This is a genomic window from Nesterenkonia sp. PF2B19 (assembly GCF_001758425.2).
In the GTDB taxonomy this organism is placed as follows: Bacteria; Actinomycetota; Actinomycetes; order Actinomycetales; family Micrococcaceae; genus Nesterenkonia; species Nesterenkonia aethiopica.
On sequence record NZ_MDSS02000009.1, the window covers coordinates 1 to 24,811 of the forward strand.

Consider the following 24,811-nt stretch of genomic DNA (forward strand, 5'->3'; position numbering starts at 1 on the left):
GGCCGCCAGCTGAGTTCGAGGACCTGTTCTACGATGACAACATCAGACCCAATGAGCTGGTGGAATCCCTATAGCCGGAGTCTCCATCAATCCCAGTGCAGTTCAAACTTAGACGAGAACCTACAAGGGCGGGCGAGTTCTGGTGCCCTCAGGAGGGGAATATGCGACCCATGCGAAAAGTTGAGTATCATTGACTCAAGTTTGCATGACAGGGCTCGCCAGACCTGATGTACTACAGGTGAGGGCCCGCCGAGGCGCTGAGAAAGGAGCCTTCACCCCATGGACGTCAAGCTCACCACGAAGTCGCAGGAGGCCGTGTCGGCCGCCGCGATGAACGCCAGCACCGCTGGGAACCCGCAGATCGAACCGGCCCACATCCTCAAGGCGCTGATGGACCAGCGGGAGTCCGTGGCCGTCGCCCTGCTCAAGGCTGCCGGGGCGGACCCCGACGCCGTCTCCACGCGGGCTTCCGCAGCCATCCGACAGTTGCCGGCCACCAGCGGCGACGCCGTCGCGGCCCCGCAGTTCTCCCAGGCCGGGCTCAACGTCATCAAGGCCGCGCAGGCCGAGGCCGAGCAGCTGGGCGACGACTACGTCTCCACCGAGCATCTGCTGCTCGGTGTGGCGCCGACGCCGGACCGGCCGGCCGGGCCCTCAGCGAGGCGCAGGCCGGCCCGGAGGCCCTGAAGGCCGAGCTGCCCGGACTGCGCGGCGACCGCAAGGTCACCACCCCGGACCAGGAGAACACCTTCCAGTCGCTGGAGAAGTTCGGCACCGACCTCACCGAGGTCGCCCGCTCCGGCTCGCTGGACCCCGTCATCGGGCGCGACTCCGAGATCCGCCGCGTGGTCCAGGTGCTCTCCCGGCGCACCAAGAACAACCCCGTGCTCATCGGTGAGCCCGGCGTCGGCAAGACCGCTGTCGTCGAGGGCCTGGCCCAGCGCATCGTCGCCGGCGACGTCCCCGAGTCCCTGCGGGACAAGACGCTGATCTCCCTGGATCTGGGGGCGATGATCGCCGGGGCGAAGTACCGCGGCGAGTTCGAGGAGCGGCTCAAGGCCGTCCTGGAGGAGATCAAGGCCGCCGAGGGTGGGATCATCACCTTCATCGATGAGCTCCACACCGTGGTCGGCGCCGGCGCCTCCGAGGGGTCCATGGACGCGGGCAATATGCTCAAGCCCATGCTGGCCCGCGGCGAGCTGCGGCTCATCGGTGCCACCACCCTGGACGAGTACCGGGAGAACGTGGAGTCCGACGCCGCTCTGGAGCGCCGCTTCCAGCAGGTCTACGTCGGCGAGCCCTCGGTGGAGGACACCATCGGCATCCTCCGCGGCGTGAAGGAGCGCTACGAGGCGCACCACAAGGTGGCCATCGCGGACAACGCCCTGGTGGCCGCCGCCACGCTGTCCGACCGGTACATCACCGGACGTCAGTTGCCGGACAAGGCCATCGACCTCATCGACGAGGCCGCCTCCCGGCTGCGCATGGAGATCGACTCCGCCCCGGTGGAGATCGACGAGCTGCGCCGGGTGGTGGACCGCCTGACCATGGAGGAGATGGCCCTGGCGGAGGAGACCGACGCGGGCTCCGCCGAGCGCCTGCAGGCGCTGCGGGACGACCTCGCGGACAAGAAGGAGGAGCTCGCCGAGCTCACTGCCCGCTGGGAGGCCGAGAAGTCTGAGCTCAACCGGGCCGGTGAGCTGCGCGTCCAGCTCGACGACCTGCGCAGCCAGGCCGAGCGCGCCCAGCGCGAGGGGGACCTCGCCGAGGCCTCCCGTCTGCTCTACGGGGAGATCCCCCAGCTGGAGCAGCGCCTGGCCGACGCCGAGGCCCAGGAGAGCTCGCCCGGGGAGGGCCGGGGTGCCCGCATGGTCTCCGAGGAGGTCGACGCCGACGGCATCGCCGAGGTCATCTCCGCCTGGACCGGGATCCCCGCGGGCCGTCTGATGCAGGGCGAGACCGAGAAGCTGCTCCACATGGAGGAGCTCATCGGCTCCCGGCTCATCGGTCAGCACAAGGCGGTCGCCAGCGTGGCCGACGCCGTCCGTCGGGCCCGCACCGGGGTCTCCGACCCGGACCGGCCCACCGGTTCCTTCCTGTTCCTGGGTCCCACCGGGGTGGGCAAGACCGAGCTGGCCAAGGCGCTGGCCGAGTTCCTCTTCGACGACGAGCGTTCCATGGTGCGCATCGACATGTCCGAGTACTCGGAGAAGCATTCTGTGGCCCGGCTGGTGGGTGCGCCTCCCGGGTACGTCGGCTTCGACGAGGGCGGTCAGCTCACCGAGGCGGTGCGGCGGCGCCCCTACTCGGTGGTGCTGCTGGACGAGGTGGAGAAGGCCCACCATGAGGTCTTCGACATCCTGCTCCAGGTCCTCGACGACGGCCGCCTCACCGACGGGCAGGGTCGCACCGTGGACTTCCGCAACGTGGTGCTGATCCTGACCTCCAACTTGGGCTCCCAGTTCCTGGTGGACCAGTCGCTGGGGGCCGACGCCCAGCGCAAGGCCGTCATGGAGGTGGTCAACCGGTCCTTCAAACCGGAGTTCCTGAACCGCCTGGACGACATCGTGATGTTCGACCCGCTGTCCATGGAGCAGCTCAGCAGCATCGTGGACCTGCAGATCGGGTCCCTGCAGGAGCGGATGGCCTCCCGCCGTCTGGTCCTGGAGGTCACCGACCCGGCCCGCGAGTGGCTGGCCTTCACCGGCTACGACCCCGCCTACGGGGCGCGACCCCTGCGCCGGCTGGTGCAGCGGGAGATCGGTGACCAGCTGGCCAAGGCGCTGCTCTCCGGTGCGGTGGAGGACGGCGACACCGTCCTGGTGGACCGGCAGGAGCTCTCCCTGGAGGAGGATTCCGTGCACGGGCTCACCGTGGCGAAGAAGGATGCGGCAGTGACGGGCTGAGGCCGCGTCACCCCTCCATCGAGTGGCCGCGAATCCCGGCATCTGCCCAGTGACGCGCCGCGACACGGGTGAAAGCACCGCGATTCGTGGCCACTCGATGCTGCTGGGGGCTGCTCAGAGGTGGATGCCCTCGCGGGCCAGCAGTCGACGCTTGGTGCTCACCCCGCCGAAGCCGTAGCCGCCGATGGAGCCGTCCGCCAGGATCACCCGGTGGCAGGGGATCGCGAACGCCACCAGGTTGTTCGCACACGCGCTCGCCGCAGCCCGATGGGCCAGCGGGCGTCCCGCCATCTGTGCCAGCTCCGCGTAGGAGACTGTCTCACCGGCGGGCACCTCGCGCAGCGCCGACCACACCTGCTGTCGGTACTCCGAGCCCGGCTGGACGACGGCGAGTCCGTCGAAGGCGGCATGGTCGCCGTCGCCGTAGGCCGCCACGGCTTCGGCGACGGCGCCCCGGTCCGTGGGCAGCGGGTTCATCTCTCGGTCCGCGGTCTCCGGGGCGGTGGCCTCGAGGCGGTCCATCATCTGCTCCAGAGCGCGGCCGATCGCTGCCACCTCCGGCTCCCCGCCCACCGGATGGGCCAGGCTCGCGGCGCGGATGGTGTCATCCTCGGGGGAGTGGACGACGACGGCGGAGCCGAGCTCGCCCAGCGATGCGGAGGACCAGCGCAGCTCCGGCAGCGGCGTGGAAGGGTCGGTGGTCATCGGGTCTCCTGGCGTGGTGGAACATGGGGTGATTCCAGGGTCTCAGGCGCCGGCGTGCCGGTGCCGCAGATCAGGCGCAGGACATGTGTGCGCATCAGATGGTCTTCCCAGGTGGCGCTCTCGGGTCCGAGCTGACCGAAGCGCAGCATGTTCACCATGCCGAGAAGGCTCGCCCAGACGGAGACGGCCCGCAACGCTGAATGAGGGGGTATGGCCAGGCCGAGCTCGTCCAGGTCCCTGGCGAGCCAGAGCGCCGCCGGGTCCCGTGCCGCCGACTCGGAGGAGAGTCGGGGATCGTCGGTGGCGTCGTCAAGAGCTGCGACCAGCCGAGCCACCTGGATGGCGACGCGTGTCCCGGGGATGACAGTGTCCCGTGGTGCCCGGTAGTCCGCCACGGGGGACCCATGGATGAGTTCCCACCGTCGGGGATGGCGCCGGGACCAGTCCAACATCGCGAAGGCGACCGATTCCAAGGAGTCGTCACGTGCCACAGCGGCGTCGACCGTGTCCGCCAGGCGATCGTAGGCGTCGGTGATCAGGAGCGTCAGCAGCTCGTCCCGACTCCGCACGTAGCGGTAGACGGCACTGGAGACCACGCCGAGGTCTCGTGCCACCGCTCGGAGCGACAGGCTCTGGGCGCCGTCGGCGTCGAGGTGGCGGTTGGCGATCTCCAGCACGGCGGCCTCCGTGGCCTGCCTGTTCTTCTGGCGGGGCGTCATGCCGGCGTCGGACGTCATGGCACGAGGCTAGCAGGACGCGGAGATCACCAGTCACATATGAGAGCAGTGCTCTTGCTTTCGGGGGCTATGGGGAATAGGGTCGACTCGTCATCGGAGAGCAGTGCTCTCATTCGTGGTGCGGGACATCGACAGGAGGCTGGCCATGCGCACAGCAACGGTCATCGGCTATGGGCAGATCGGGGCGCGGATCGTCGCCGATCTGCTGCGTCAGGGAGTGGAGACGACAGTGGTGACGCGCTCTGCGGGAGCTTCGGTGCCGGAAGCGGCGAGGCATGTGATCGGCGATGCCGGACGCCGGGACGACGTCGCCGGCGCCGCAGCGGGGGCTGAGGCGATCTTTGCCTGCTTCCACACCGGGTATGACTCCCGGCTATGGGCAGATGTCCTGCCCGGCTTGGAGCAGGTAGTGCTCGACGTCGCTGCCGAGCAGGGCAGCGTGGTGATCTTTCCCGAGTCGACGTACGCCTTCGCGGCCCGGGCGGAGGAGCTCAGAGACGACGCCGAGTTCGCGCCTGCAGAGGACAAGGGGCGGGTTCGTCAGCGGCTGATGGAGGCGCGGTCGGCCCATCCCGCTCCCGCGCTCAGCGTGCTGGCGGGAGACCTCGTCGGTCCTGATGCTGCGCCCGCGACGAGCGTGGTCCGCATGATGATCACGGACCGCGTGGCGGCGGGCCGGCGCCCCATCATTCCGGCAGACCCCGATGTGCCGCATGCCCTCACCGACATCGCCGATCTCAGTGCGGCGATGATCCACAGTGCGGAGCACGTCGAGGAACTGCTCGTGGGAGTGGCAGGAGCCGGTGGGCATCGGCTGCTGATCGCGCCGTCGCAGGCGCCGACCCTGCGCGACGTCGGCGAGCGTGCGGCTGGTGTCGCCGGGCGTCCTGCTGCGGCGCCGTGGGTGCTGCCTCATGGTGTGTTGCGTGCCGCAGGGCTGGTCAGTCGGACGGCGCTGGAACTCGCCCGGCTTCAGCCCATCTGGTGGCGTCGCTGCGTCCTGGTCCCGAGCGGAGAGTTCGCCGGTGCACTGCCTGGAACGCCCTGGAGGCGCAGCGTCGAACAGATGGTGAGGCAGAGCGTGGAAGGGGCACTTGTCTGAGGCTGGCCGCCGCCTCAGGCGTCGGCGTCAGTGCTGTCAGCGTCGTCCGTCTCGTCTTCGGTGTCCTCCGTGTCCTCGGTGTCTTCCTCGCCCTCGGCGTCATCTCCGGCGTCATCTCCGGAGCCGGGCTCGGCGTCCTCATCGTCGGCGGCGGAGGAGTGCTCCTCCGGGTCCACCACGAAGTTCCCCGTCATGGTGGTGCCGCCGGCGGGCTGCAGCAGGCAGTTCACCCGCCGGTCGCTTTCGCGACGCCAGGTGGACTCGGTCGGGTGGGAGATGCGGACCTCCAGTGCGAAGTCCACGGAGTCCACGGCGTCCTGGTCCAGCTGGCCGTTCTCCTCGCAGGCGCGGTGGGCCCGCTCCGAGATCTCCTCATCACCCGGGTACTCGCCCACCTCAAGGTCCTCCCAGTGGATCACCTGCACGTCATAGCTGTGGTCGCATTCGATGATCGTGGCAGGGGCGGATTCGTCATGCGGCTGGAAGCCGGTCAGGCAGTCGCCGGCCAACCACTGGTCCGGGGCGGCGTCGCGGAGGATCACCCCATCGATGCCGGGATCGTCCTCGCGCTCCGCGACCGTCTCAGGCAGCTCTGTGGGCTCCTCGCGGATCAGGAACCACCACAGCAGAGCCAGCGTGACGAGCACGACCAGCCCGCCGATGAAGACGAAGGGGAGCATGTTCGGTCGGTGTGGGTCGCGGTGAGCGGTCTCCCGGACGTCGAACTCCTCGAGCCCGGCAGGCTCCGCCTCCTCGGGCGTGCCGGTCGGGGTGTCAGCGGCCGGCCCGTCTGTGGCCGGCTCGTCGGCGGGCATCTTCTGCGCGGGTGTCTGACCCTCCCCGGAGGTGCGGGCGTCACGAGTCCCCTTCCCTCGGGCGGCGCGCTGGCGAGCCTCGCGGCGGGCCCGGCGCGTCTGCGGCGAGGACGTCCCGTCCTGGCCGTCGGTGCGGGATGTCGGGTCGGTGGTGCCGTCCTCGGTGCTGTCTTCCACTGCGGCGGTGCTCCTGTGCGCGTCGTGGCGGGTTCGGCGGGGGCCTCCGGCGGAGCCCCGCGGCGCGCCGCCGGGGTGATGTCCGTCCCATCCGGCCGTCATCCAGGGCGCCGTCAGGTGGTGACGGCACTCGGAAGAACAGCCTGTGAGCAGGTGGGGACCCCCGTGAACTGGACCTTCCCGGCGCGCGACACACTGCAGGACGGGCCAGAGTGGAGGCTTCGCCCTGCGCGGACGTGCGACGCGCCGTTCCCAATCATGTTAACCTAGGAAGCACGAACCAGTTGATCGCAGAGATACTCCCGCGGTGGACCCTGCCCGGCATCGCGAGGACCAGAGAAGACAGAGGGGGTCTCGCTCATGGGGCGCGGCCGTCAGAAGGCGAAAGCAACGAAGCAGGCTCGGGAGATCAAGTACTTCACCCCGAACACTGACCTGTCAGCTCTCGAGCGAGAGCTGGCTCAGTCGCGTGGGGACAGCTCGGCGGATGACCTGACCTCATACGAGTCGGAGGACGAGTCGTACGGCTACGACGACCTCTCAGACCGCTACGGCCGCTGAGTCCGTGGAGCAGCGCAGCACCGCTCCGCTCAGCAGGTCGGCACAGATCAGCAGTCACGAATCCGACCCGGCGATGACCGCCGGGTCGGATTCTGCTGTGCCTGGACACGGCACCCTCTACACCGATTCCCCGGCCTTCACCACACCTGTGGCCAATGCGCATCGGGCCGCTCTGCGCTCCATCGCCCGAGTGGTGGAGGACACCGCCCCTCCGCAGCCTGCCGAGGAGGCCCGCGCCGGCATCCTGGAGCTGATGGGATCCCGTGGCATCCTGGTGGTCACCGGTGCCGGCGTCTCCACCGATTCCGGCATCCCTGACTATCGAGGCCCGCAGGGCTCGCTGCACCGGCATCGGCCCATGACGTACCAGGAGTTCCAGCACGACGCCGGCGCTCGTCACCGGTACTGGGCCCGCAGCTATGTGGGCTGGCGTCACATGGACCAGGCTGCTCCGAACATGGCCCACCGCATCCTTGCCGACTGGCAGCGCCGGGGGCTGCTCTCCGGCCTGGTGACGCAGAACGTGGACGGTCTGCACGCCCAGGCGAACCGCGAGGTCGGCGTCGTCAGCCCCCTGATCCCGCTGCACGGGGACCTGGACACCGTGATGTGCCTGGCCTGCGGCAACCGGGAAGACAGGCGTCACCTGGACTCGCGGCTCGAGGAGGCCAACCCGGGCTATGCCGAGGAGGCGATCCACGCCGCCGAGAACGTCAATCCCGACGGCGACGTCAGCCTGGACGACTCCTGGGTCCAGCGGTTCCACATGGTGGCCTGCCTGGTCTGCGGCTCGACGCGTCTGAAGCCCGACGTGGTCTACTTCGGCGAAAGCGTCCCGCCGGAGCGCAAGGCCGCCGTCGACGAGCTCATCGACGCCTCCACCGGACTGCTCGTGGTGGGGTCCTCGATGGCCGTGATGAGCGGCTTCCGGATCGCCCTGCATATGCGGCGGGCCGGCCGTCCGATCGGGGTCATCAACGGGGGCCCCTCCCGTGCGGACGCGAAGGCGGACTGGCGCTGGCGCACGCGCATCGCCCCGGCGTTGCAGGACCTCGACGCCGCCCTCGCCTGAATCTCATTGCTTGGCTGAACCTCAGTGCTCGGCTGAACCTCAGCGGGGCGGAGACGTCGCCTCAGCCCTGCGAGTGTCCACCCGCGCCGAGCTTGACGATCGCCTCCACGATCGTGGCACGCTGCGCTTCGGTGAAATGGCCCGGGGTCAGCGCTTCGTAGAACCACAGCCCGTCGGCGGCCAGCCGCGCCAGGAACGGCAGCAGGGCAGGGTCCGGCTCGGAGTCCCGGGAGGAGCCGCTGTCTCCTGCGCTGTCTCCTGCGCTGTCGCCACTCGTCGGGGCCGGAGCCCCGCTCGGGGCCGGAGGGGACCAGCGGTCGTGGACCCGGTCCCAGGCGGCCTGGGCGGCCGGATCACCGGCGGACTCCAGCATCAGCAGCAGCTCGGCCCGGTCCGGGTTCTGCGAGGCGCGGATATAGGCGTCCAGGCGCTGCCCCGGCGTCAGCTCCTCATAGGGGCCGCCGGCTTCGGACTCCATACAGGCCTCCCACTGCCCGGAGACGTGCTCATGCAGCGCCAGCAGCATGTCCTCCCGGGACGGGAAGTGGTAGAGCAGCCCGCCCTTGGTGAGTCCGGCTTCGGAGGCCACCGATTCGTAGGTCAGGGCCGTGACGCCGTCGCGCTGGACGATGCGCGTGGCGGCCTGCAGGATCTCGGTGCGTTTGGACTGTCGCATGATGGTCAAGCCTAACCGTCGTGGAGCGCGGGGCGCTCAGGAGTGCCGGGCCCTCAGTGGTTGCCCGGGTACGCCTGCGATGCGGTGCCGGGGGTGTAGCGGCGCAGCAGGGACAGCGTGGTCGCGGCGCCTGCCACCAGCACCACAGCGACGGCGACCAGCACCGCCACGAAGGCCCCGTCCATGCGTCGGCGGCCGCGAGGACGACGTCGGACCGGCCGCTGGTCAGCGCCGCCGTCGGGCTGGCGTCGGCGAACTCGCCGGCACCGGTCGGCAGCACCAGGAACCGGAAGTAGGCGAAGTTCAGCAGGCTGCCCATCGTCGCCACGGCCACCAGGCCGCCGAACTCGTAGGAGACCTCCTCGATGGAGGCCGCCATCCCGGCCCGGCGCGGCGGGACGTTGCCCATGATCGCCGTGGAGGCCACGGAGATGGAGGCGCCGAGCCCGGCGCCCATGATCAGCAGCCCCAGCACCAGCACCGGCAGCAGGTGCTGCGCGGCCCCGACGACGGCGACGCCGGCGCCCACCGCCGCTGTGCTCAGTCCACCCCCGATGAGCAGCAGCAGACCGGTGCGCTGCAGGACCGCACCGCCGATCAGGGCCAGCGGCAGGGAGCCGACGGCGATGACGGAGACCAGCAGGCCCGCCTCCAGCGGGGTGTAGCCCTCCACGAGCTGGAAGCGCTGCGTGCTGGCCAGCTGAGCGCCCATGATGGCGAAGACGCTGGTCCCGGCCGCCACCATGCCTCCGGTGAAGGCCTTGTTCCGGAAGATCGTGAAGTCGATCAGCGGCTCCCGGAGCCGGGTCTGCCGCCGGCCGAAGACGGTCAGGGACGCGGCGGCGATGACGGCGGAGCCGATGACGAGCGGCCAGTTGATGTGGTTCTCCGCCAGGGACTTGATGGCCAGCACGGAGGCCGTGAGGCCGACCATCACCTGGGCCGAGGAGACCCCGTCCCAGTGCTTGCTGGGATTCCGGCGGTTGGGCGGGCCGATCAGGATGATGGCCAGCAGTCCCGCGACGGCGATGGGTACGTTGATCAGGAACACCGAGCCCCACCAGAAATGCTCCAGCAGCAGTCCGCCCACGATGGGGCCGATGGCCATGCCGACCAGCGAGACCGACGCCCACACGGCGATGGCGACGTTCCTCTCGCGCTCCATGGGGAAGCTGATCCGGATGAGCGCCAGGGTGGCGGGCATCATGGCGGCGGCCCCGACGGCGAGGAGCGCCCGGGCGGCGATGAGCGTCTCCGCAGTGGGGGAGAAGGCGGCCGCGAGCGAGGCGAGGCCGAAGATCACCAGCCCGTACTGGAAGAGCCGTTTGTGGCCGAGGCGGTCGCCCAGGGACCCGGATCCGGGCAGCAGCCCGGCGATGACCAGCGGATAGGCGTTGATGATCCACAACGACTGCGAGGTGGAGGCCTGGAGATCCTCGGTGAGCCGGGGCAGCGCCGTGTAGAGGACGGTGTTGTCCAGGGTGATCAGCAGCAGCGCGGAGGAGACGATGACGAGCACGCTCCAGCGCTGCCAGCGGGAGAGCTGCTGGCCGGGGCCGGTGCCCACGACAGGGAGGGAGGCGGTCGTCATGCCAGAAACTGTACCGGACGTATGGTGAAGTGTGGAGGGTTCTGGGACCGAGATCACCGGTGGGCGTGACGTGTGGTGCGGGCCCACGGCTGAGCGGGGCACGGCTGACCAGGGCGTCCGCTCAGCGGCGCCCCGGGTCAGCGGCGGGACATGTACAGGGTGAACGCCTTCGTCAGCAGTCGGTCCACGGGGAAGTCCCACTCGCCGTAGGTCTGCACCACATCCGCCCCCATGGTGGTCTTGAACCGGGTGAGTCCGGCCAGCGGATACTCCGGGTCCAGGGACGGGCTGAGCCCGCCGAGGTCGTACCACCGGCAGCCGGCGGCCAGCGCGTCCTCGATCTGCCGCAGCTGCAGCGCCCGGGGTGCGTAGCGCTTGCGCTCCTCGGAGGAGGAGGCCCCGTAGACGTACCAGGCGAACTGCCCCTGCCGCACATAGATCGCCGCCGCCAGCAGCGTCTCCTCGTGGTGGGCGAAGTACAGCGTGCACTCGGTGTCCTCGGCGGCGTTGAGCTCGCGGAACATCCGCTGGAAGTAGCTCAACGGGCGACCGGTGAAGTCGTCACGCTCCGCGGTCTCCTCGTAGAGCGCCTGCCAGGCGGGCAGGTCCTCCTCCCCGCCGGTGCTGATGGTCAGCTCCGAGCGGGTGGACTTGCGGGTCTGCCGCCGCGAGGTCTGGTCCATGCGGGCCAGGACCGCGTCGACGTCGAGGGCGGCGCCGTCGTCGTCGGCCAGCGGGATGCGGGCCTGGAACTGCGGCTGACCGGCCTCGAACTCCTCCGATGCGGAAGGGGCCTGCCAGCCGAGGTGCTCCAGCTCGGCACGGACCGAGTCGGCGCCGTCGTGGACCGTCAAGGGCTCCAGCTCGGTGATGCTGCGGTGCTCCCCGGAGGCCAGCGCGCGGCGGACGTCCTGAGCCGCCCAGCGGCGGGTGACCCCGGGCAGGCCCATGCGGATCAGGAAGGCCCCCTGGCGCTTCAGGTGGTCGGTCAGGGCGGGCAGCAGCGCACGGAGCTCCACCTCGTCGGGGTCGAAGACCGGCCCCTCGGCCAGGTAGGCCAGACTCTTGCGGCCCAGCACCGGAACGGCCGCAGGGACGGGCAGCCGGCGGTGGAGGACCAGGGTCGCGGCCACGAGCCGGTCGCCGTCGAAGGCTCCCAGTGACTCGCCCCGCCAGTCGGTCTTGACCTGCGGCCAGCGGGGATTCTGCAGGAACGACGACGTCGGGTGCCGACGCAGGAAGGCGGCGTGGTCGGCGGTGCTGATCGGCGTCACCGAGAGCGGCGCGGGCTGGTCGTCTGCCGGGAGGGCTGGGGTGGGGTGCTCACGGTCCCGATGATACCGGCCGGGCCTGCCGCTCCCGGGGACGCCGACAGGCGGTGCGGGGGATCGCGGCTCGGGTGGCGAGTCTCAGAGTGCGGGCTCCGCCGGGCGTCCCGCCGCCGGCCCTGTCACCCACGCTACGCTGTCGCCCGTGACCATCCTCTCGCTGATCTTCTTCGCGCTGGCGACCGCCGGCACGCCTGGCCCGAACAACACGATCGCCATGGCCTCGGGCGCGACCTACGGGCTGCGCCGCACGGTGCCGACGATCGCCGGGGTGAACATCGGTTTCCCGGTGATGATCGTGCTCGTCGGGCTGGGGCTGGGTCAGATCCTGGAGCAGCAGCCGGTGGTCCTGGACGTGCTGCGCCCGATCGGCATCGCCTACCTGCTGTACCTGGCGTGGAAGATCGCCTCCGGCCCCACGGACCTCTCGGCCCAGGACGGGGCCCGTCCGCCGTCGTTCGTGCAGATGGCGCTCTTCCAGTTCGTGAACCCGAAGGCGTGGACCATGGTGGTGGGCGCGATCGCCGCCTACACCGGATTCTGGGAGTCCTTCACCGTCGAGGTGCTGGTGATCGCCACCGTCTTCCTGCTGTTCGGGACCCCGTGCACGGTGAGCTGGGCGCTGCTCGGCGTCGGAGCGGGCAGGCTCATCTCCAAGCCCGCGCACCTGCGGGCCTTCAACCTGATCATGGCCGGCCTGCTGGTGGTCTCCCTGATCCCGGCCGCCGTGGAGACGGTGGCGTCCATGACGGGCTGAGGGCTCTGGCGAGGAGTGTCGTCCGCCGGTACCCTGACGCGGGACAGCATCGCCGTCGCGCAGAAGGGTCGCATGTCAGCGCAGAACCACACCTCCGCCCCGTATCCTCCGACGGACGGCTCGTACCTGGGCCCGGATGAGGTGCGGCACCGGCTCAGTGACGACGACGCCCGCGGCACGGCCTGACCGGCTGGCGCCGCTGGACGGTCGGCCCCGCCGCCGGCACGCCCGGGCGGGCGAAGCTCCAGGTCGCGGCCGGGGTCGTGGGTGGCTCCCTGCAGCTGGCCTCGCAGCTCTACAACGTCGCCTCCGGGGTGGACACCGGGGTGTGGGCCACCGTGGTGATGATCAGCGGAATCCTCTTCTATGTCCTGGCCCTGGGCACCTATGTCACCTACCGCGGCAACATCGACCACGGCGTCTACGCGCGCCTCGATCAGGCGCGGCGCGAGGAGGCCGCCCGCTGGGAGGAGACCCACGGCGGCCGTCGCCAGCGGCTGCGGGACGCGGCTCAGGCTCAGCAGGCGCCGGAACGGGCCGCCCACCCACCCGGTGCGGGGGAGGGTGGGCGGCCCGCGTGAACCGTCAGCGTGTGGATCACTGCATGTCTTCGAGCTGCTTGCCCTTCGTCTCCGGGACGAAGCGGAACACGAAGAACAGCGAGATCGCCGCGCAGATGGTGTAGAAACCGTAGGCCACACCCAGGCTCAGGTCCGCCATCATCGGGAAGGTCGTGGAGATGGCGAAGTTGGCCAGCCACTGGGCAGCGGCAGCGATGCCGAGGGCGGTAGCCCGGATGCGGTTGTTGAACATCTCGCCCAGCAGCACCCAGACCGCCGGACCCCAGGACATGCCGAAGAAGACCACAAAGCCGTTGGCGGCCAACAGGGCGATGACGCCGCCGGTGTCGGTCAGCTGCGGGGTGACGCTGCCGTCGGCGGCCTCCACCACCGGGGCTGTGGCGAAGATCCACGCCAGCAGACCGAGGGTGACGGTCATACCGGTGGACCCGATCATGAGCAGTCGACGGCGGCCGATCTTGTCCACCAGGGCGATCGCGATGATGGTGACCACGATGTTGGTCACGCCGGTGATCACGGTCTGCGCCAGCGCGTCGGCCTCGGTGAAGCCCACCGACTGCCACAGGGTGGAGGAGTAGTAGAAGATCACGTTGATGCCCACGAACTGCTGGAACGTGGAGAGCAGGATCCCGACCCAGACGATCGGCAGCAGGCCCAGGGCCGGGCCGCGCAGATGCTTCAGCCGGGTCCGCGTCTCGGTGCCCAGGCTGCGGCGGATCTCCTCGATGCGCTGGTCCACGCCCGTCTGGAGCACGCGGCTGAGCACCTCGCGGGCCTGGGCCGGGGAGCCCTTCTTCACCAGGAATCGCGGGGACTCGGGGATCATCAGGGCGAAGGCGCCGTAGGCCAGGGCGGGGACGACCTCCGCGAAGAACATCCATCGCCAGGTCTCCAGGCCGAACCACAGGGGCTCCGCCGCGCCTCCGGAGAGGCCGGCCAGCCAGGCGTTGGAGAGCAGGGCGACGAAGATGCCGACCACGATGGCCATCTGCTGCATGGAGCCGAGGCGGCCGCGGATCTGTGCCGGAGAGATCTCTGCGATGTAGGCCGGAGCGATCACCGAGGCCGTGCCGACGCCGAGACCACCGATGACCCGCCAGACGATCAGGTCGGTGGCGCCCACGGCGAAGGTGCAGCCGACCGCGCTGATGAGGAACAGCGAGGCCGCGATGAGCATGACCCGGACGCGGCCGATCCGGTCGGCCAGCTTGCCGGCGGTGAAGGCGCCGACCACGCAGCCCAGCAGGGCCGAGGAGACGACGAAGCCCGTGAGTGCGGGGCTGAGCTCGAAGCCGTCGCGGACGGCGGAGACGGTGCCGTTGATGACGGCGGTGTCGAAGCCGAAGAGGAATCCTCCGAGGGCGGCGACCGAGGCCAGCAGCAGCGCTTGGCCGGTATGGAAGCTCTCGGGTGCGGAGCGGGTCTCTGTCATAGGGTCCTCCTGTGGTGATCCGTCCCGGGGAGGATCTGGTGAGTCGCGTCACGTGTCGCTCATCGGGACGGCAGGCCGGTGTGAGTGGTGCGGATCACTCTAGGGAGCCCGTTCGCCTGCTGTCTATGTGATGAACAAGAAGCGCGCTCTAGTCTTGCTGAACGTTCATCCAGTGAACGACTTGCCGGTGGAGCGGAGCTGTTCGTCGAGGGCCAGGGCCACCGCCCCCAGGACGCCGGCGCGCTCACGCAGCCGCGAGAGGCGCACCGTCAGTTGGTCGGTGGCGGGCGGCACGGCGTGGCGGCGGATCGCCTCATGCATCGGCGCGAGGAGGAGGTCCCCCGCCTGGGCGAGCTCGCCGCCGACGATGATGGCCTCGGGATTGAACAGGTTGCACAGGTTGGCCAGCGCCCTGCCCGCATGGTGCCCGGTGTCATGCAGCACCCGCAGGCAGGCATGGTCGCCGTCGGAGGCCGCCGAGACCACCTGAGCGATGGAGATCCCCGGGCCCAGCCGGGGCTCCAGCAGCTCCAGGATGGCGCGAGCGGAGGCCACCGTCTCCAGGCAGCCCCGGTTGCCGCAGCGGCACACCGTCCCGTGGTCCTCGATCGTGGTGTGCCCCAGCTCCCCGGCCGTGCCGCCGGGTCCCCGGAAGAGACGCCCGTCGATGATGAGTCCGCTGCCGACGCCGTCGGAGAGCTTCACGTAGGCCATCGTCTCCGCGCCCCGTCCCGCACCCCAGCGATGCTCCGCCAGGGCGGCGAGATTGGCGTCGTTGTCCACCGACACCGGCGCCCCGAATGTCTCCGCGGCCTGCTCGGCGGGATCCAGGCCCGCCCAGCCGGGCAGGATGGCACGAGAGTGCATGCGGCCTCCAGGGCGGCCGACCGGGGCCGGAAGCCCCATGCCCACCCGCTGCACCGCGCTCAGCCCCCGGCGCTGGTCCGCCAGGATCTGTCCGAGCAGACGCTCGGCGATCTCCAGGGCACGGGGCGCGGACGTGCCGGCCGGCAGAACGCTGCGGCACAGCCCCAACGGTTCGCCGGAAGAGTCTGCCAGCGCCACGGAGATGTGCCGGTGTCCGACGTCCAGACCCACCACGGTGCCTTCGCCCGGGGTGAGGCGGATGCGGGGCCGATGCCTGGTGCCGCCCGGCACGGTCTCCACCCGTCCGTCCTCACGGAGACGGCGGACGATGTTGGAGACGGTCGCGGGCGCGAGCCCGGTCCGGCGGGCGATCTCCGCCTGAGTGGTGCGACGTGGTCCCGCAGTGCGGCCTCCACGCGGCGACGGTTCGCCGCGGCCAGTGCGCGCTGCGAGCCCGGCGCTCCGGCAGGCTGAGAGACGGGTCCCTGGGTCATCACGCTCCTCGGCAGTGAGGGATGACGGCATTGTACCCGGGGGGCCGTCAGGCCGCTGCCGGCCTCATCGGAGGGCGGCAGCGGCGATATGCGGCGGGGAGGACGGCTCAGTCGGCGTAGGCGCCGGTGAGCAGCACGCCGCCGCCGTCGACACCCTTGGCACCCTGGACGAAGTCCTCGCCGGCACCGGCCACATCCTCGGGCGAGTACGCGGAGACCTCGCCCATCACCCAGGCGGTCTGACCGGCGGCGGTCAGCTGGGCCACGGCGGCGTCGGCCTGCTCCGGGGCCACCACGGCCACCATCCCGACCCCCAGGTTCAGAGTCCGCTCCAGGTCCGCCTGCGGGACTCGGCCGAGCTCGGCGACCAGCGAGAACACCGCCGGCCAGGACCAGGTGGAGCGGTCCACGGTGGCCAGCAGGCCGGCCGGCAGCACGCGGGCCAGATTCGCGGCCAGGCCGCCGCCGGTCACGTGGCTGAACCCGCGCACCGGCAGGTCTGCGGGCAGCTCGCCCTGCGCCGGGTCGCCGTTGAGGGCCTTCACCAGGTCCAGGCAGGGCGTGGTGTACAGGCGGGTGGGTTCCAGCAGCTCCTCGCCCAGGGTGCGGCCGAACTCGGGGACCTCGCGCTCGTAGCCCCACCCGGCCGCGGACACCACCCGGCGGACCAGCGAATAGCCGTTGGAGTGGATGCCGGAGGACCCCATGCCGATGATCACGTCACCGGCGCGCACGCGCTCCGGACCCAGCACGGCGGAGGCGTCCACCATGCCGGTGGCGGCGTGGCGACGTCGTACTCGTCCTCGGCCAGCAGACCCGGGTGCTCGGCGGTCTCGCCGCCCACCAGGGCGGTGCCGGCCTCCGCACAGGCCTTCGCGATCCCGGACACCACGGCGGCGATCCGGGTCGGCTCCACCTTCCCGGTGGCGATGTAGTCGGTCATGAACAGCGGCTCGGCGCCCATGACCACGATGTCATCCACCACCATCCCGACCAGGTCGAAGCCGATCGTGTCATGGACGTCCATCGCCTGGGCGATCGCCACCTTGGTGCCGACCCCGTCCGTGGAGGTGGCCAGCAGCGGCCGCGGCAGAGCCTTGAGGGCCGAGGCGTCGTAGAGGCCCGCGAACGCGCCGACCCCGCCCATCACCGCAGGCGTGTGCGTGGCTTCGATATGGGCCTTCATCAGTTCGACGGCGCGGTCTCCCGCCTCGACGTCGACCCCGGAGGCGGCGTAGGTGATGGGTGCGGGCTGGTCGGTCATGAAGTGGCCTCCGCGAGCGGCTGGTCGTCGACGTCGAACTCTGCATCCGGACCCGGCTCGCACCCCGAGGGGGCCGACCGGTCCATGCCGGGAAGCTCCGGCTGCTCCAGCAGCAGCTTGCCGCGGCGGTTCTCCGGCGGCAGCTCGATCGGGTACTCCCCGGAGAAGCAGGCGGTGCACAGGGTGGAGCGCGGCTGCTCGGTGGCGGCGATCATGCCCTCCTCCGAGATGTAGGCCAGGGAGTCGGCCCCCACGGCCTGCCGGATCTCATCCATGCTGGCCCCGTTGGCGATCAGCTCCGCCCGGGTGGCGAAGTCGATGCCGTAGAAGCAGGGCCACTTGATGGGCGGCGAGGAGATCTTCACGTGGACCTCCTTGGCCCCGGCCTCCTTGAGCATGCGCACGATCGCCCGCTGGGTGTTGCCGCGCACGATCGAGTCGTCCACCACCACCACGCGCTTGTCGCGGACCACGTGCTCCTGCACGTTGAGCTTCAGCCGGATGCCCAGCTGCCGCAGCGTCTGCGAGGGCTGGATGAAGGTGCGGCCCACATAGGCGTTCTTGATGAACCCCTGGGCGAAGGGCAGCCCGGAGGCTTCCGCATACCCGACTGCGGCCGGAGTGCCGGACTCGGGCACCGGGATGACGATGTCGGCGTCGTGGGTGTCCTCACGGGCCAGCTGGCGACCCATCTCCACGCGGGACTCGTACACCGAGCGGCCGTTGATGTTGGCGTCGGGCCGGGCCAGATAGACGTACTCGAACACGCAGCGCGCCGGCTTGGGGGAGGCGAAGTGCTGGGAGCGGATCCCGTCGGCGTCGATGGCGATGAACTCGCCGGGCTCGATCTCGCGGATCACCGAGGCGCCCACGGTGGCCAGCGCCGACTGCTCGGAGGCGACCACCCAGCCGCGGTCCAGGCGGCCCAGCACCAGGGGGCGCACACCCTGGGCGTCGCGCGCCGCGTAGAGCGTGTTCTCCGTCATGAAGACCAGGCAGAAGGCGCCCTTCAACGTGGGCAGCAGCGCCATGGCCTGCTCCTCCAGGCTGGCGCCCTCCTCATCCTTGAGCAGCGCGGTCACCAGGGCGGTGTCCGTGGTGTTGCCCTGGGCGAGCTCCCCGAAGGAGGGGGTCGCCCCGCCGCTGCGTTCCACCAGGCGGTCGTAGAGCTCCGCCGAGTTGGTCAGGTTGCCGTTGTGGCCCAGCGCGACGGTGCCGTGCGGGGTGTCGCCGAGGGTCGGCTGGGCGTTGGACCACTGCCCGCCGCCGGTGGTGGAGTACCGGCAGTGGCCCACCGCGATGTGACCGTTGAGGGCGGTCAGAGTGGACTCGTCGAAGACCTGGGAGACCAGGCCGATGTCCTTGTAGACGCGGATGCTCTGGCCGTCGGAGGCGGCGATGCCGGCCGACTCCTGGCCGCGGTGCTGGAGCGCGTACAGCCCGTAGTAGGCGAGCTTCGCGACCTCCTCACCGGGGGCCCAGACGCCGAACACTCCGCATTCGTCCTGCGGGGTCGCGTCGTCGTCGAGCAGATTGAAGGTCAGGCGACCGTCAGCGCGGGCCATGCTCGTCGGTCCTCTCGGAGGGTGCGGGGGTGGCGGGCACGGCACGGTATTCGCGCGTGCGCCGGCGAGAACGGCGGTCCAGGAACAGCCACGCAGTGGCCGCCAGGGCCAGTCCGGGCAGGGACAGCACGAACGTCACGAAGCCGATGCTTCCGGCGGTGGAGTAGTCGTCCGCCGGTCCGGTGATCAGGACCAGGACGACGGCGGCCACGAGGGCGACGACCACGCCCGCCACGAGGAACGGGACGAGACGGGGAGTGGGGCGGACCGTCACCTGGCGGTGCTGTTCGCTGGAGGGCATGGCTTCCAGTCTACTGGCTTCGCGCGGCCCGGAAGAACGCGCCGGTCCCCGGCCGCTACTGCGGAAGCTCCTCGCCGGTGAGGCGCCGATAGGCGTCCAGGTAGCGCTCCCGGGTGGCGGCGACGACGTCGGCGGGCAGCGCGGGCGGGGCGACGCCGGAGTCGCGGTCCCAGCCGGAGCGTGACGAGGTCAGCCAGTCACGGACGTACTGCTTGTCGAAGGACGGCTGAGCGGACCCCGGCTCCCAGGACTCGGCCGGCCAGAACCGGGAGGAGTCCGGGGTGAGCACCTCGTCACCGAGCACCAGCTCGCCGGTGGCGCGGTCCCGGCCGAACTCCAGCTTCGTGTCGGCCAGCACCACGCCGGCCTCCCGGCAGGTCTGCTCGGCCAGTCGGTAGATCCGCAGCGTGGCCTCACGGAGCTGCTCGGCCAGGTCCTCGCCCACCGAGGCGGCGAGCTCGGCGAAGCTGATGTTGACGTCGTGGCCTCCCTGCTCGGCCTTCGAGGACGGGGTGAAGATCGGCTCCGGCAGGCGGGAGCCGTCAGTGAGCCCCTCCGGCAGGGGGATGCCGGTGACGGTGCCCGACTCGCGGTACTCGGCCAGCCCGGAACCGGTGAGATACCCGCGGGCGATGCACTCGGCCTCCACCATCTCCAGGTCCCGGCAGATCATCGCCCGCCCGGCCACGGCCTCGGGCACCTCGGTGGAGACCACATGGGTGGCGATCCCTGCCTCGCGCAGCTGCTCGAACCACCACAGACTCAGCTGGGTGAGCACCCGGCCCTTGTCCGGGATCGGAGTGGAGAGCACGTGGTCGTAGGCGCTGATCCGGTCGCTGGCGACCACCAGCACCACGTCCTGGCCGTCCCAGGCGGAGCCGGGGGCCGGTCGATAGAGGTCACGGACCTTCCCGGAGGTCACATGGACCCAGCCGGGCAGCTGGGAGGAGACGCGGATGTCCCCGGCCAGCGCCTTCGCAGCGATGTCGGTGCGGTGCTGGGCACCTCGCCAGCTGATGCGGGACACACCCTCGTAGGAGCGGCCCACCGCCTCGGCGAGCGTGGAGCCGGTGCCGACGACGGCGAGCACACGCCCGCCGGCGGTCAGCAGGTTCCCGTCCTCATCCCGGCCGGTGCCGGCGTGCAGCACGGCGACGCCGTCGAGGCCCTCCGCGGCATCCAAGCCCTGGATGACGTCGCCCTTGCGGGGAGAGTCGGGGTAGTTCTCGGCGGCCATGACGACGTCGACGGCGTAGCCGTCCCGCCAGTCCAGGGTGCGGTCCGCGCCCAGCGTGCCGGTGGCACAGTCCAGCAGCAGCCGGCCCAGGGGAGTGGCCAGCCGCTCCAGCACGGCCTGGGTCTCCGGGTCGCCGAAGCGGACGTTGAACTCCACCACCCGCACGCCGCGGGAGGTCACGGCCAGACCGCAGTACAGCACGCCCACGAAGGGGGTGCCTCGGCGGGCCATCTCCGCCACGGTGGGGCGGGCGACCCGGTCCATCACGGTGGCCACGAAGTCGCGGGTGACGCCGTCGTCGTGCGTCTCGGTGTAGCCGGTCAGCCAGTCCAGCGGGGTGTAGGCGCCCATGCCGCCGGTGTTGGGGCCGGCGTCGCCGTCGAAGATGCGCTTGAAGTCCTGGGCGGGGCTCAGCGGCACCAGGTGCTCGCCGTCGGCCAGGACGAACAGCGAGACCTCGGGGCCGTCGAGGAACTCCTCGATCACCACGGACCCGCCGGCGTCGAAGCAGGCCTGCGCGTGCGCCAGGGCGGCCTCACGGTCCTCGGTGACCACCACGCCCTTGCCGGCGGCCAGGCCGTCGTCCTTGACCACATGGGGAGCGCCGAAGCGGTCCAGTGCGGCCTCGGCGGCGGTCAGCTCGGTGGCGTGGACGGCGCCCGCAGTGGGCACCCCGGCGGCCCCCATGACCTCCTTGGCGAAGGCCTTGGAGGCCTCCAGCTGGGCGGCGGCACCGGAGGGCCCGAACACCGGCACCCCGGCGTCCCGGACGGCGTCGGCCACTCCGGCGGCCAGCGGGGCCTCCGGGCCGACGACCACCAGGTCATAGCGTGGTCGGTCACCAGCTGGGCGACCGCCTCGCCGTCGGAGGCGTCCACCGGATGGCAGGCGACGTCCTGGGCGATCCCGGCGTTGCCAGGGGCTGCTTCGACCGTGTCGACGGCGTCGTCGCGCAGCAGTGCTCGGACAATGGCGTGCTCGCGGCCTCCCGGCCCCACAACTAGTACCTTCACGGTGGTCAAGACTACGTCATGGGGCTGCCATCAGGGCCGAGTTGGTCCGCAGTTGCGGGTACTCGACTCGATCGAGTCGAGTACCCGCAACTGCGGACCAACTCGGCAGTTCGTCGCGCGACGGAGGCGCGGCATCTCTGCGGAGCGCCCTCTAGACTGGGCCGCATGAGCGCCGACCACCCCCAGAGCACCCGCACCGCCCGTGACGCCGCCCCTGCCTCGCCGGCTCCGGTGACCACGGGGACGCCGCCGCATACCGCCTCCGCCGCGGAGTCCGCGGAGCTGGCCTGGGTGACCAGGGCCGGGGCCGTGGAGTCCCGGCACATCGGCTCGGCGGTGCTGCTCGGCCCCGACGGTGCAGTGCTGGAGTCCCTCGGCGCCCCGCAGCGGCCGATCTTCCCGCGCTCCACGCTGAAGCCGTTCCAGGCGATCGCCTCCCTGCGGTCTGGTGCCCTGATCTCCCAGGAGGCGGTGGCCCTGGCCTGTGGGTCCCACAACGGGTCGCGGCGGCACCAGGAGGTGGCCGCGGCGGTGCTGGAGGCCGAGAAGCTCGACGAGTCCTACCTGCGCTGCCCGGCCGCCTACCCGGCCCGGGAGAAGGACCTGATCGACCACATCACGGCTGGCCGGGAGAAGACTCCGCTGGCGTTCAACTGCTCCGGCAAGCACGCCGGTTTCCTGGCGGCCACCCGCACCCAGGGGTGGCGGTTGGCCACGTACACGGATCCCAAGCACCCCATGCAGCAGGCGGTGATGACCGTGCTGGAGGAGTACTGCGAGGAGGTCCCGGGCGTGGTGGGCACCGACGGCTGCGGGGCGCCCGCGCCGTCGCTCACCCTGACGGGGCTGGCCCGCGGGTTCTCCAAGATCGCCTCCGCCACCTCCCGACGGGACGCGGAGGTCCACGCCTTCACCGTCTCCCAGGCGATGCTGGACTACCCCTGGGCGGTCCACGGGCGCGGAGAGGCCAACACGGTGGTGATGGAGGAGCTGGGGCTGCTCGCCAAGCTCGGCGCCGAGGGCGTGCTGATCGTCGGCGCCCCGGACGGCACGACGGCGGCGGTGAAGACCCTGGACGGCAGCCAGCGGGCCAACAACCTGGTGGCGCTGAGCCTGCTGGCCGCCCACGGCGTGATCGACGTCGACGCGCTCGGCGCGGTGCTGAAGAAGCTCATCCGGCCGATCACCGGCGGCGTCGACGAGGCCCAGGTGGGCAGCATCCGACTGTCCCACACGGTGCTCGAACGGCTCTGACGCGGCGGTCCGGGAAATCGATGGCACGACGACGCATCACCGCTGAAGCCGGGACGGCCGCACTGCGCCGGTGGGCTGAGGCCGGCGACGCCGATCGGCGCACCGTGGCCACGGCCGTCCGGTATCTGCTGGAGGAGCTGGCCGAGCGCGCCCCGGGGAACTCCGTGGAGGTCCGGGTGCCGCCCTTCGGCGTCACCCAGTGCGTGGAGGGGCCGACCCACACCCGCGGAACCCCGCCGAACGTCGTCGAGCTCGACGCCGCCACCTGGCTGGCGCTGGCCGTCGGCCGGCTGAGCTGGGATGAGGCGCGAGCGGAGGGCCGGATCTCCGCCTCCGGCATCCGCGCGGACCTGACCGAGGTGCTGCCGCTGGTGCACAGCTGAACCCACCCCTCACGTGGAGAGGGTGCGCCTCCGCCCGAATGACGCCCTGCGGCGGCTCAGTGCGGCGGAGACGCACCCTCTCAACGAGGCTGGTGATCAGTTCCGGCCCGGCGTGCCCTGGCCCGGACGGTCATCACCGTGGGGCGGACCATGGCCGGGGCGCTCGTCGTGGTCGGGCGGACCATGGCCGGGGCGATCATCTCCGCTGGGCGGGCCGTGGCCCGGGCGGTCCTGGCCGGTCTCGTCCTCGTCGAGGCCTTCGGGCCAGTTGACCAGCAGCTCGTCATCGCCGTCGTCGTCGACCTTCTCCACCGTGATCGAGTTGATCGTGTAGGCGCTGCCGCCTCCGCCGCCGCGCACGGCGATGTTGCCGATGAGCCCGTCGGCGGGCTCGGTGCCGTCCATCGTGAACTCGGTGACCAGGTCATACGTCCCCATGTTCACCAAGCCGCGGTTGAAGTAGGCCGGAATATGGGAGGCGACCTCGGAGGCGGAGTACTGGTGATCGTTCACCGCGGCGCCGTCGCCGGAGGTGTAGCCGCCGTTGGACTCATCATGGATCCATCGGATCCTCACCGATGTGGTGCCTGCCGGTGTGACGGTGACCGTGAGGCGGTAGGTGGCGTCGGGCTCGGGATCGAAGGCGACCTGGCCGTCCTCCCCAGCGGTCGACCATGGCCACTGGGAGGAGTCGTTCCCGAGGATGATGTTCGCTCCGGTGTATCCATCCCCGTGCTCCGCGTGGTAGACATGCACGCCGTCGATCGGGTCGTGCCCGTCGTCGTAGTCCGGTTCGATCCATTCGTGCTCCGCAAGGAACTCCTCGGGCCAGAGGATGCCCAGCAGAGCCTTCTTCGCGTGACCGTCGACGTCATAGGGCATGGCGTACTCGCCGCCTCGCCAGCCTTCCATGACGTCGCGGACCCCGGCGAGCTTCACTGTTGAGATGACCTTGGGGTTGTCGGTGGTGTTCCCCGGGCCGATCGCATAGTCCCGGAAGATTCGGAACAGCTCCGCATACTGGACGCCCTGGTTGTTCTCCTTGACCTCGTCGAACTCCCCCGGAGGCACCCCGACGTCCATCTCGGTGATGTGGATCTCCACCCCGGGCAGAGTGGCGAAGAGCTGGATGTTCTCCTCGACATCGCTGACGTCCGTGTTCAGACCGTAGTGGCCCTGCATGCCGATGACCTCGATCAGCTGCTTTCCATCCGGTCGAAGGCCTTCATGGGTCTCGTTGATCTCACGAACCATGTCATGGACCACACGGGCCTTGTCCGGGTTGTTCAGGCCGAAGTCGTTATAGGTGAGTTTGACGTCCCATCCGTTCTCATCCACCACCTCGGCGGCTTTGAGGAACGCCATCTCCACCCAGTCAGGGCCGAGGGCCGGATACCAGCCCTGGCCGGTGGTCAACGACGCTCGCCAGTCGGAAGGATCCGCGCTCTCGATCGCCTCATTGACCACGTCGATCGCTTGGAGGTCTTCCCCGAAGTGTCCGAGGACCTCTTCGATGTGGGTCTCCAGGTTCTCCTGCGCCACTGCGGGGTCGTACTCGCCGGGCTGTCCGTAGCGGGCCGGGGGTGCGTCCCACATCCACGACGGCGTCTGGGAATGCCAGGCCAGCGTGTGCCCGGAGAAGAGCAGGTCCGGGTTGTGCTCCGCGTGCTGGGCCATGGCTGCCTCAGCGTTCTCGAATGTGAAGACGCCCTTCTCCGGCTGAGTGCTCTCCGGTTTCATCTCATTGCCCGGCGTGTAGGAGGCGTAGTTGTAGATCAGTCCTTCCATCTCTCCGCGCCCGAAGATGCCGAAGTGGAAGTAGTCCTCGTACTGATCCTTCAGGGCGGGGTAGTTCTCATAGGTCATGCCGGTGGGTGGCAGGTCGCTCTCTGGAGCTGCCTCCGCGGGTTGGTCCGGCGAACCGATGAGGGAAGCGCTTGCCAAAAGTCCGACGAGGACCGCCGCTCCGAGGAGTCGGAGGGGCCGTCGTCGC

Annotated in this window: 18 protein-coding genes and 4 pseudogenes; 8 read left to right on the forward strand and 14 right to left on the reverse strand. The window is 70.4% G+C overall.

Features of this window, described 5'->3' with window-relative positions; all coding sequences use genetic code 11:
* The first annotated feature begins 279 nt into the window (after nucleotides 1-279).
* Nucleotides 280-2,906, forward strand: a pseudogene (gene clpB, locus BCY76_RS04225) (ATP-dependent chaperone ClpB).
* Nucleotides 2,907-3,020: 114 nt separating this feature from the next.
* Here the strand turns inward: clpB and BCY76_RS04230 are convergent.
* Together BCY76_RS04230 and BCY76_RS04235 are read right to left on the reverse strand one after the other, a co-directional pair.
* The gene (locus BCY76_RS04230; protein WP_070160589.1) at nucleotides 3,021-3,611 is read right to left on the reverse strand and encodes a methylated-DNA--[protein]-cysteine S-methyltransferase; all 591 of its coding nucleotides are present in this window, start codon (nucleotides 3,609-3,611) and stop codon (nucleotides 3,021-3,023) included.
* Nucleotides 3,608-4,348: a TetR/AcrR family transcriptional regulator gene (locus BCY76_RS04235; protein WP_070160591.1), complete on the reverse strand. Its 741-nt coding sequence runs from the start codon at nucleotides 4,346-4,348 to the stop codon at nucleotides 3,608-3,610. The genes BCY76_RS04230 and BCY76_RS04235 overlap by 4 nt, the downstream gene beginning before the upstream one ends.
* A 145-nt stretch (nucleotides 4,349-4,493) precedes the next feature.
* On the opposite strand from BCY76_RS04235, the gene BCY76_RS04240 reads away from it, so the two are divergent.
* Complete coding sequence (locus BCY76_RS04240) at nucleotides 4,494-5,450, forward strand: NAD(P)H-binding protein (RefSeq protein WP_070160593.1); 957 nt, start codon at nucleotides 4,494-4,496, stop codon at nucleotides 5,448-5,450.
* 14 nt (nucleotides 5,451-5,464) lie between these two features.
* Here BCY76_RS04240 and BCY76_RS04245 read toward each other — a convergent pair whose 3' ends face one another.
* Entirely contained in the window at nucleotides 5,465-6,442 is a 978-nt protein-coding gene (locus BCY76_RS04245) for a hypothetical protein (RefSeq protein ID WP_070160595.1), read from the reverse strand.
* Nucleotides 6,443-6,802: 360 nt separating this feature from the next.
* Between BCY76_RS04245 and BCY76_RS04250 the strand changes: the two genes are divergently transcribed.
* Nucleotides 6,803-7,003 (forward strand): DUF3073 domain-containing protein, encoded by a 201-nt coding sequence (locus BCY76_RS04250; RefSeq protein ID WP_070160596.1) that lies wholly within the window; start codon nucleotides 6,803-6,805, stop codon nucleotides 7,001-7,003.
* A gap of 97 nt (nucleotides 7,004-7,100) precedes the next feature.
* Nucleotides 7,101-8,075, forward strand: a complete 975-nt coding sequence (locus BCY76_RS04255) for a Sir2 family NAD-dependent protein deacetylase (protein ID WP_237089959.1) — start codon at nucleotides 7,101-7,103, stop codon at nucleotides 8,073-8,075.
* A gap of 61 nt (nucleotides 8,076-8,136) precedes the next feature.
* Here BCY76_RS04255 and BCY76_RS04260 read toward each other — a convergent pair whose 3' ends face one another.
* From BCY76_RS04260 to BCY76_RS04270, 3 genes are all read right to left on the reverse strand, one after another.
* The gene (locus BCY76_RS04260; RefSeq protein ID WP_237089964.1) at nucleotides 8,137-8,679 is read right to left on the reverse strand and encodes a TetR/AcrR family transcriptional regulator; all 543 of its coding nucleotides are present in this window, start codon (nucleotides 8,677-8,679) and stop codon (nucleotides 8,137-8,139) included.
* On the reverse strand, nucleotides 8,582-10,342 hold the full coding sequence (locus tag BCY76_RS04265; RefSeq protein WP_237089960.1) for an MFS transporter: 1,761 nt from the start codon (nucleotides 10,340-10,342) through the stop codon (nucleotides 8,582-8,584). The genes BCY76_RS04260 and BCY76_RS04265 overlap by 98 nt, the downstream gene beginning before the upstream one ends.
* Nucleotides 10,343-10,479: 137 nt before the next feature.
* A complete protein-coding gene (locus tag BCY76_RS04270) occupies nucleotides 10,480-11,616 on the reverse strand; it encodes a lipid II:glycine glycyltransferase FemX (protein WP_085437211.1) in 1,137 nt (378 codons plus the stop codon).
* Between the two features lie 199 nt (nucleotides 11,617-11,815).
* On the opposite strand from BCY76_RS04270, the gene BCY76_RS04275 reads away from it, so the two are divergent.
* The gene (locus BCY76_RS04275) at nucleotides 11,816-12,427 is read left to right on the forward strand and encodes a LysE family translocator (RefSeq protein ID WP_201791074.1); all 612 of its coding nucleotides are present in this window, start codon (nucleotides 11,816-11,818) and stop codon (nucleotides 12,425-12,427) included.
* Between the two features lie 263 nt (nucleotides 12,428-12,690).
* Nucleotides 12,691-13,008 carry a hypothetical protein gene (locus BCY76_RS04280; protein ID WP_085437213.1) on the forward strand — a complete coding sequence of 106 codons (318 nt, stop codon included), beginning with the start codon at nucleotides 12,691-12,693 and terminating at the stop codon, nucleotides 13,006-13,008.
* A gap of 16 nt (nucleotides 13,009-13,024) precedes the next feature.
* On the opposite strand, the gene BCY76_RS04285 is transcribed toward BCY76_RS04280, so the two are convergent.
* The 7 genes and pseudogenes from BCY76_RS04285 to purD all read right to left on the reverse strand — a co-directional run bounded on the left by BCY76_RS04285 (nucleotide 13,025) and on the right by purD (nucleotide 21,181).
* Nucleotides 13,025-14,440, reverse strand: a complete 1,416-nt coding sequence (locus tag BCY76_RS04285; protein ID WP_070160605.1) for a sugar porter family MFS transporter — start codon at nucleotides 14,438-14,440, stop codon at nucleotides 13,025-13,027.
* A gap of 165 nt (nucleotides 14,441-14,605) precedes the next feature.
* Nucleotides 14,606-15,607 (reverse strand): ROK family protein, encoded by a 1,002-nt coding sequence (locus BCY76_RS04290; RefSeq protein ID WP_237089961.1) that lies wholly within the window; start codon nucleotides 15,605-15,607, stop codon nucleotides 14,606-14,608.
* A pseudogene (locus BCY76_RS20640) lies at nucleotides 15,608-15,832 on the reverse strand (winged helix-turn-helix transcriptional regulator); the annotation flags it as partial. It abuts the gene before it with no gap.
* 76 nt (nucleotides 15,833-15,908) lie between these two features.
* Nucleotides 15,909-17,065: pseudogene (gene purM, locus BCY76_RS04295) on the reverse strand (phosphoribosylformylglycinamidine cyclo-ligase).
* On the reverse strand, nucleotides 17,062-18,630 hold the full coding sequence (purF, locus tag BCY76_RS04300) for an amidophosphoribosyltransferase (protein ID WP_085437215.1): 1,569 nt from the start codon (nucleotides 18,628-18,630) through the stop codon (nucleotides 17,062-17,064). Before purF ends, purM begins: the two are co-directional and overlap by 4 nt.
* Entirely contained in the window at nucleotides 18,617-18,931 is a 315-nt protein-coding gene (locus BCY76_RS04305; RefSeq protein WP_070160609.1) for a hypothetical protein, read from the reverse strand. Before BCY76_RS04305 ends, purF begins: the two co-directional genes overlap by 14 nt.
* Nucleotides 18,932-18,986: 55 nt before the next feature.
* A pseudogene (gene purD, locus BCY76_RS20645) lies at nucleotides 18,987-21,181 on the reverse strand (phosphoribosylamine--glycine ligase).
* 165 nt (nucleotides 21,182-21,346) lie between these two features.
* Between purD and BCY76_RS04315 the strand changes: the two are divergent.
* A complete protein-coding gene (locus BCY76_RS04315) occupies nucleotides 21,347-22,435 on the forward strand; it encodes an asparaginase (protein WP_083277554.1) in 1,089 nt (362 codons plus the stop codon).
* 20 nt (nucleotides 22,436-22,455) lie between these two features.
* Nucleotides 22,456-22,818, forward strand: a complete 363-nt coding sequence (locus tag BCY76_RS04320; RefSeq protein ID WP_070160613.1) for a sterol carrier family protein — start codon at nucleotides 22,456-22,458, stop codon at nucleotides 22,816-22,818.
* Nucleotides 22,819-22,914: 96 nt separating this feature from the next.
* Here the strand turns inward: BCY76_RS04320 and BCY76_RS04325 are convergent, their stop codons facing one another.
* The gene (locus tag BCY76_RS04325; protein WP_070160615.1) at nucleotides 22,915-24,684 is read right to left on the reverse strand and encodes an endo-1,4-beta-xylanase; all 1,770 of its coding nucleotides are present in this window, start codon (nucleotides 24,682-24,684) and stop codon (nucleotides 22,915-22,917) included.
* Nucleotides 24,685-24,811: the final 127 nt, after the last annotated feature.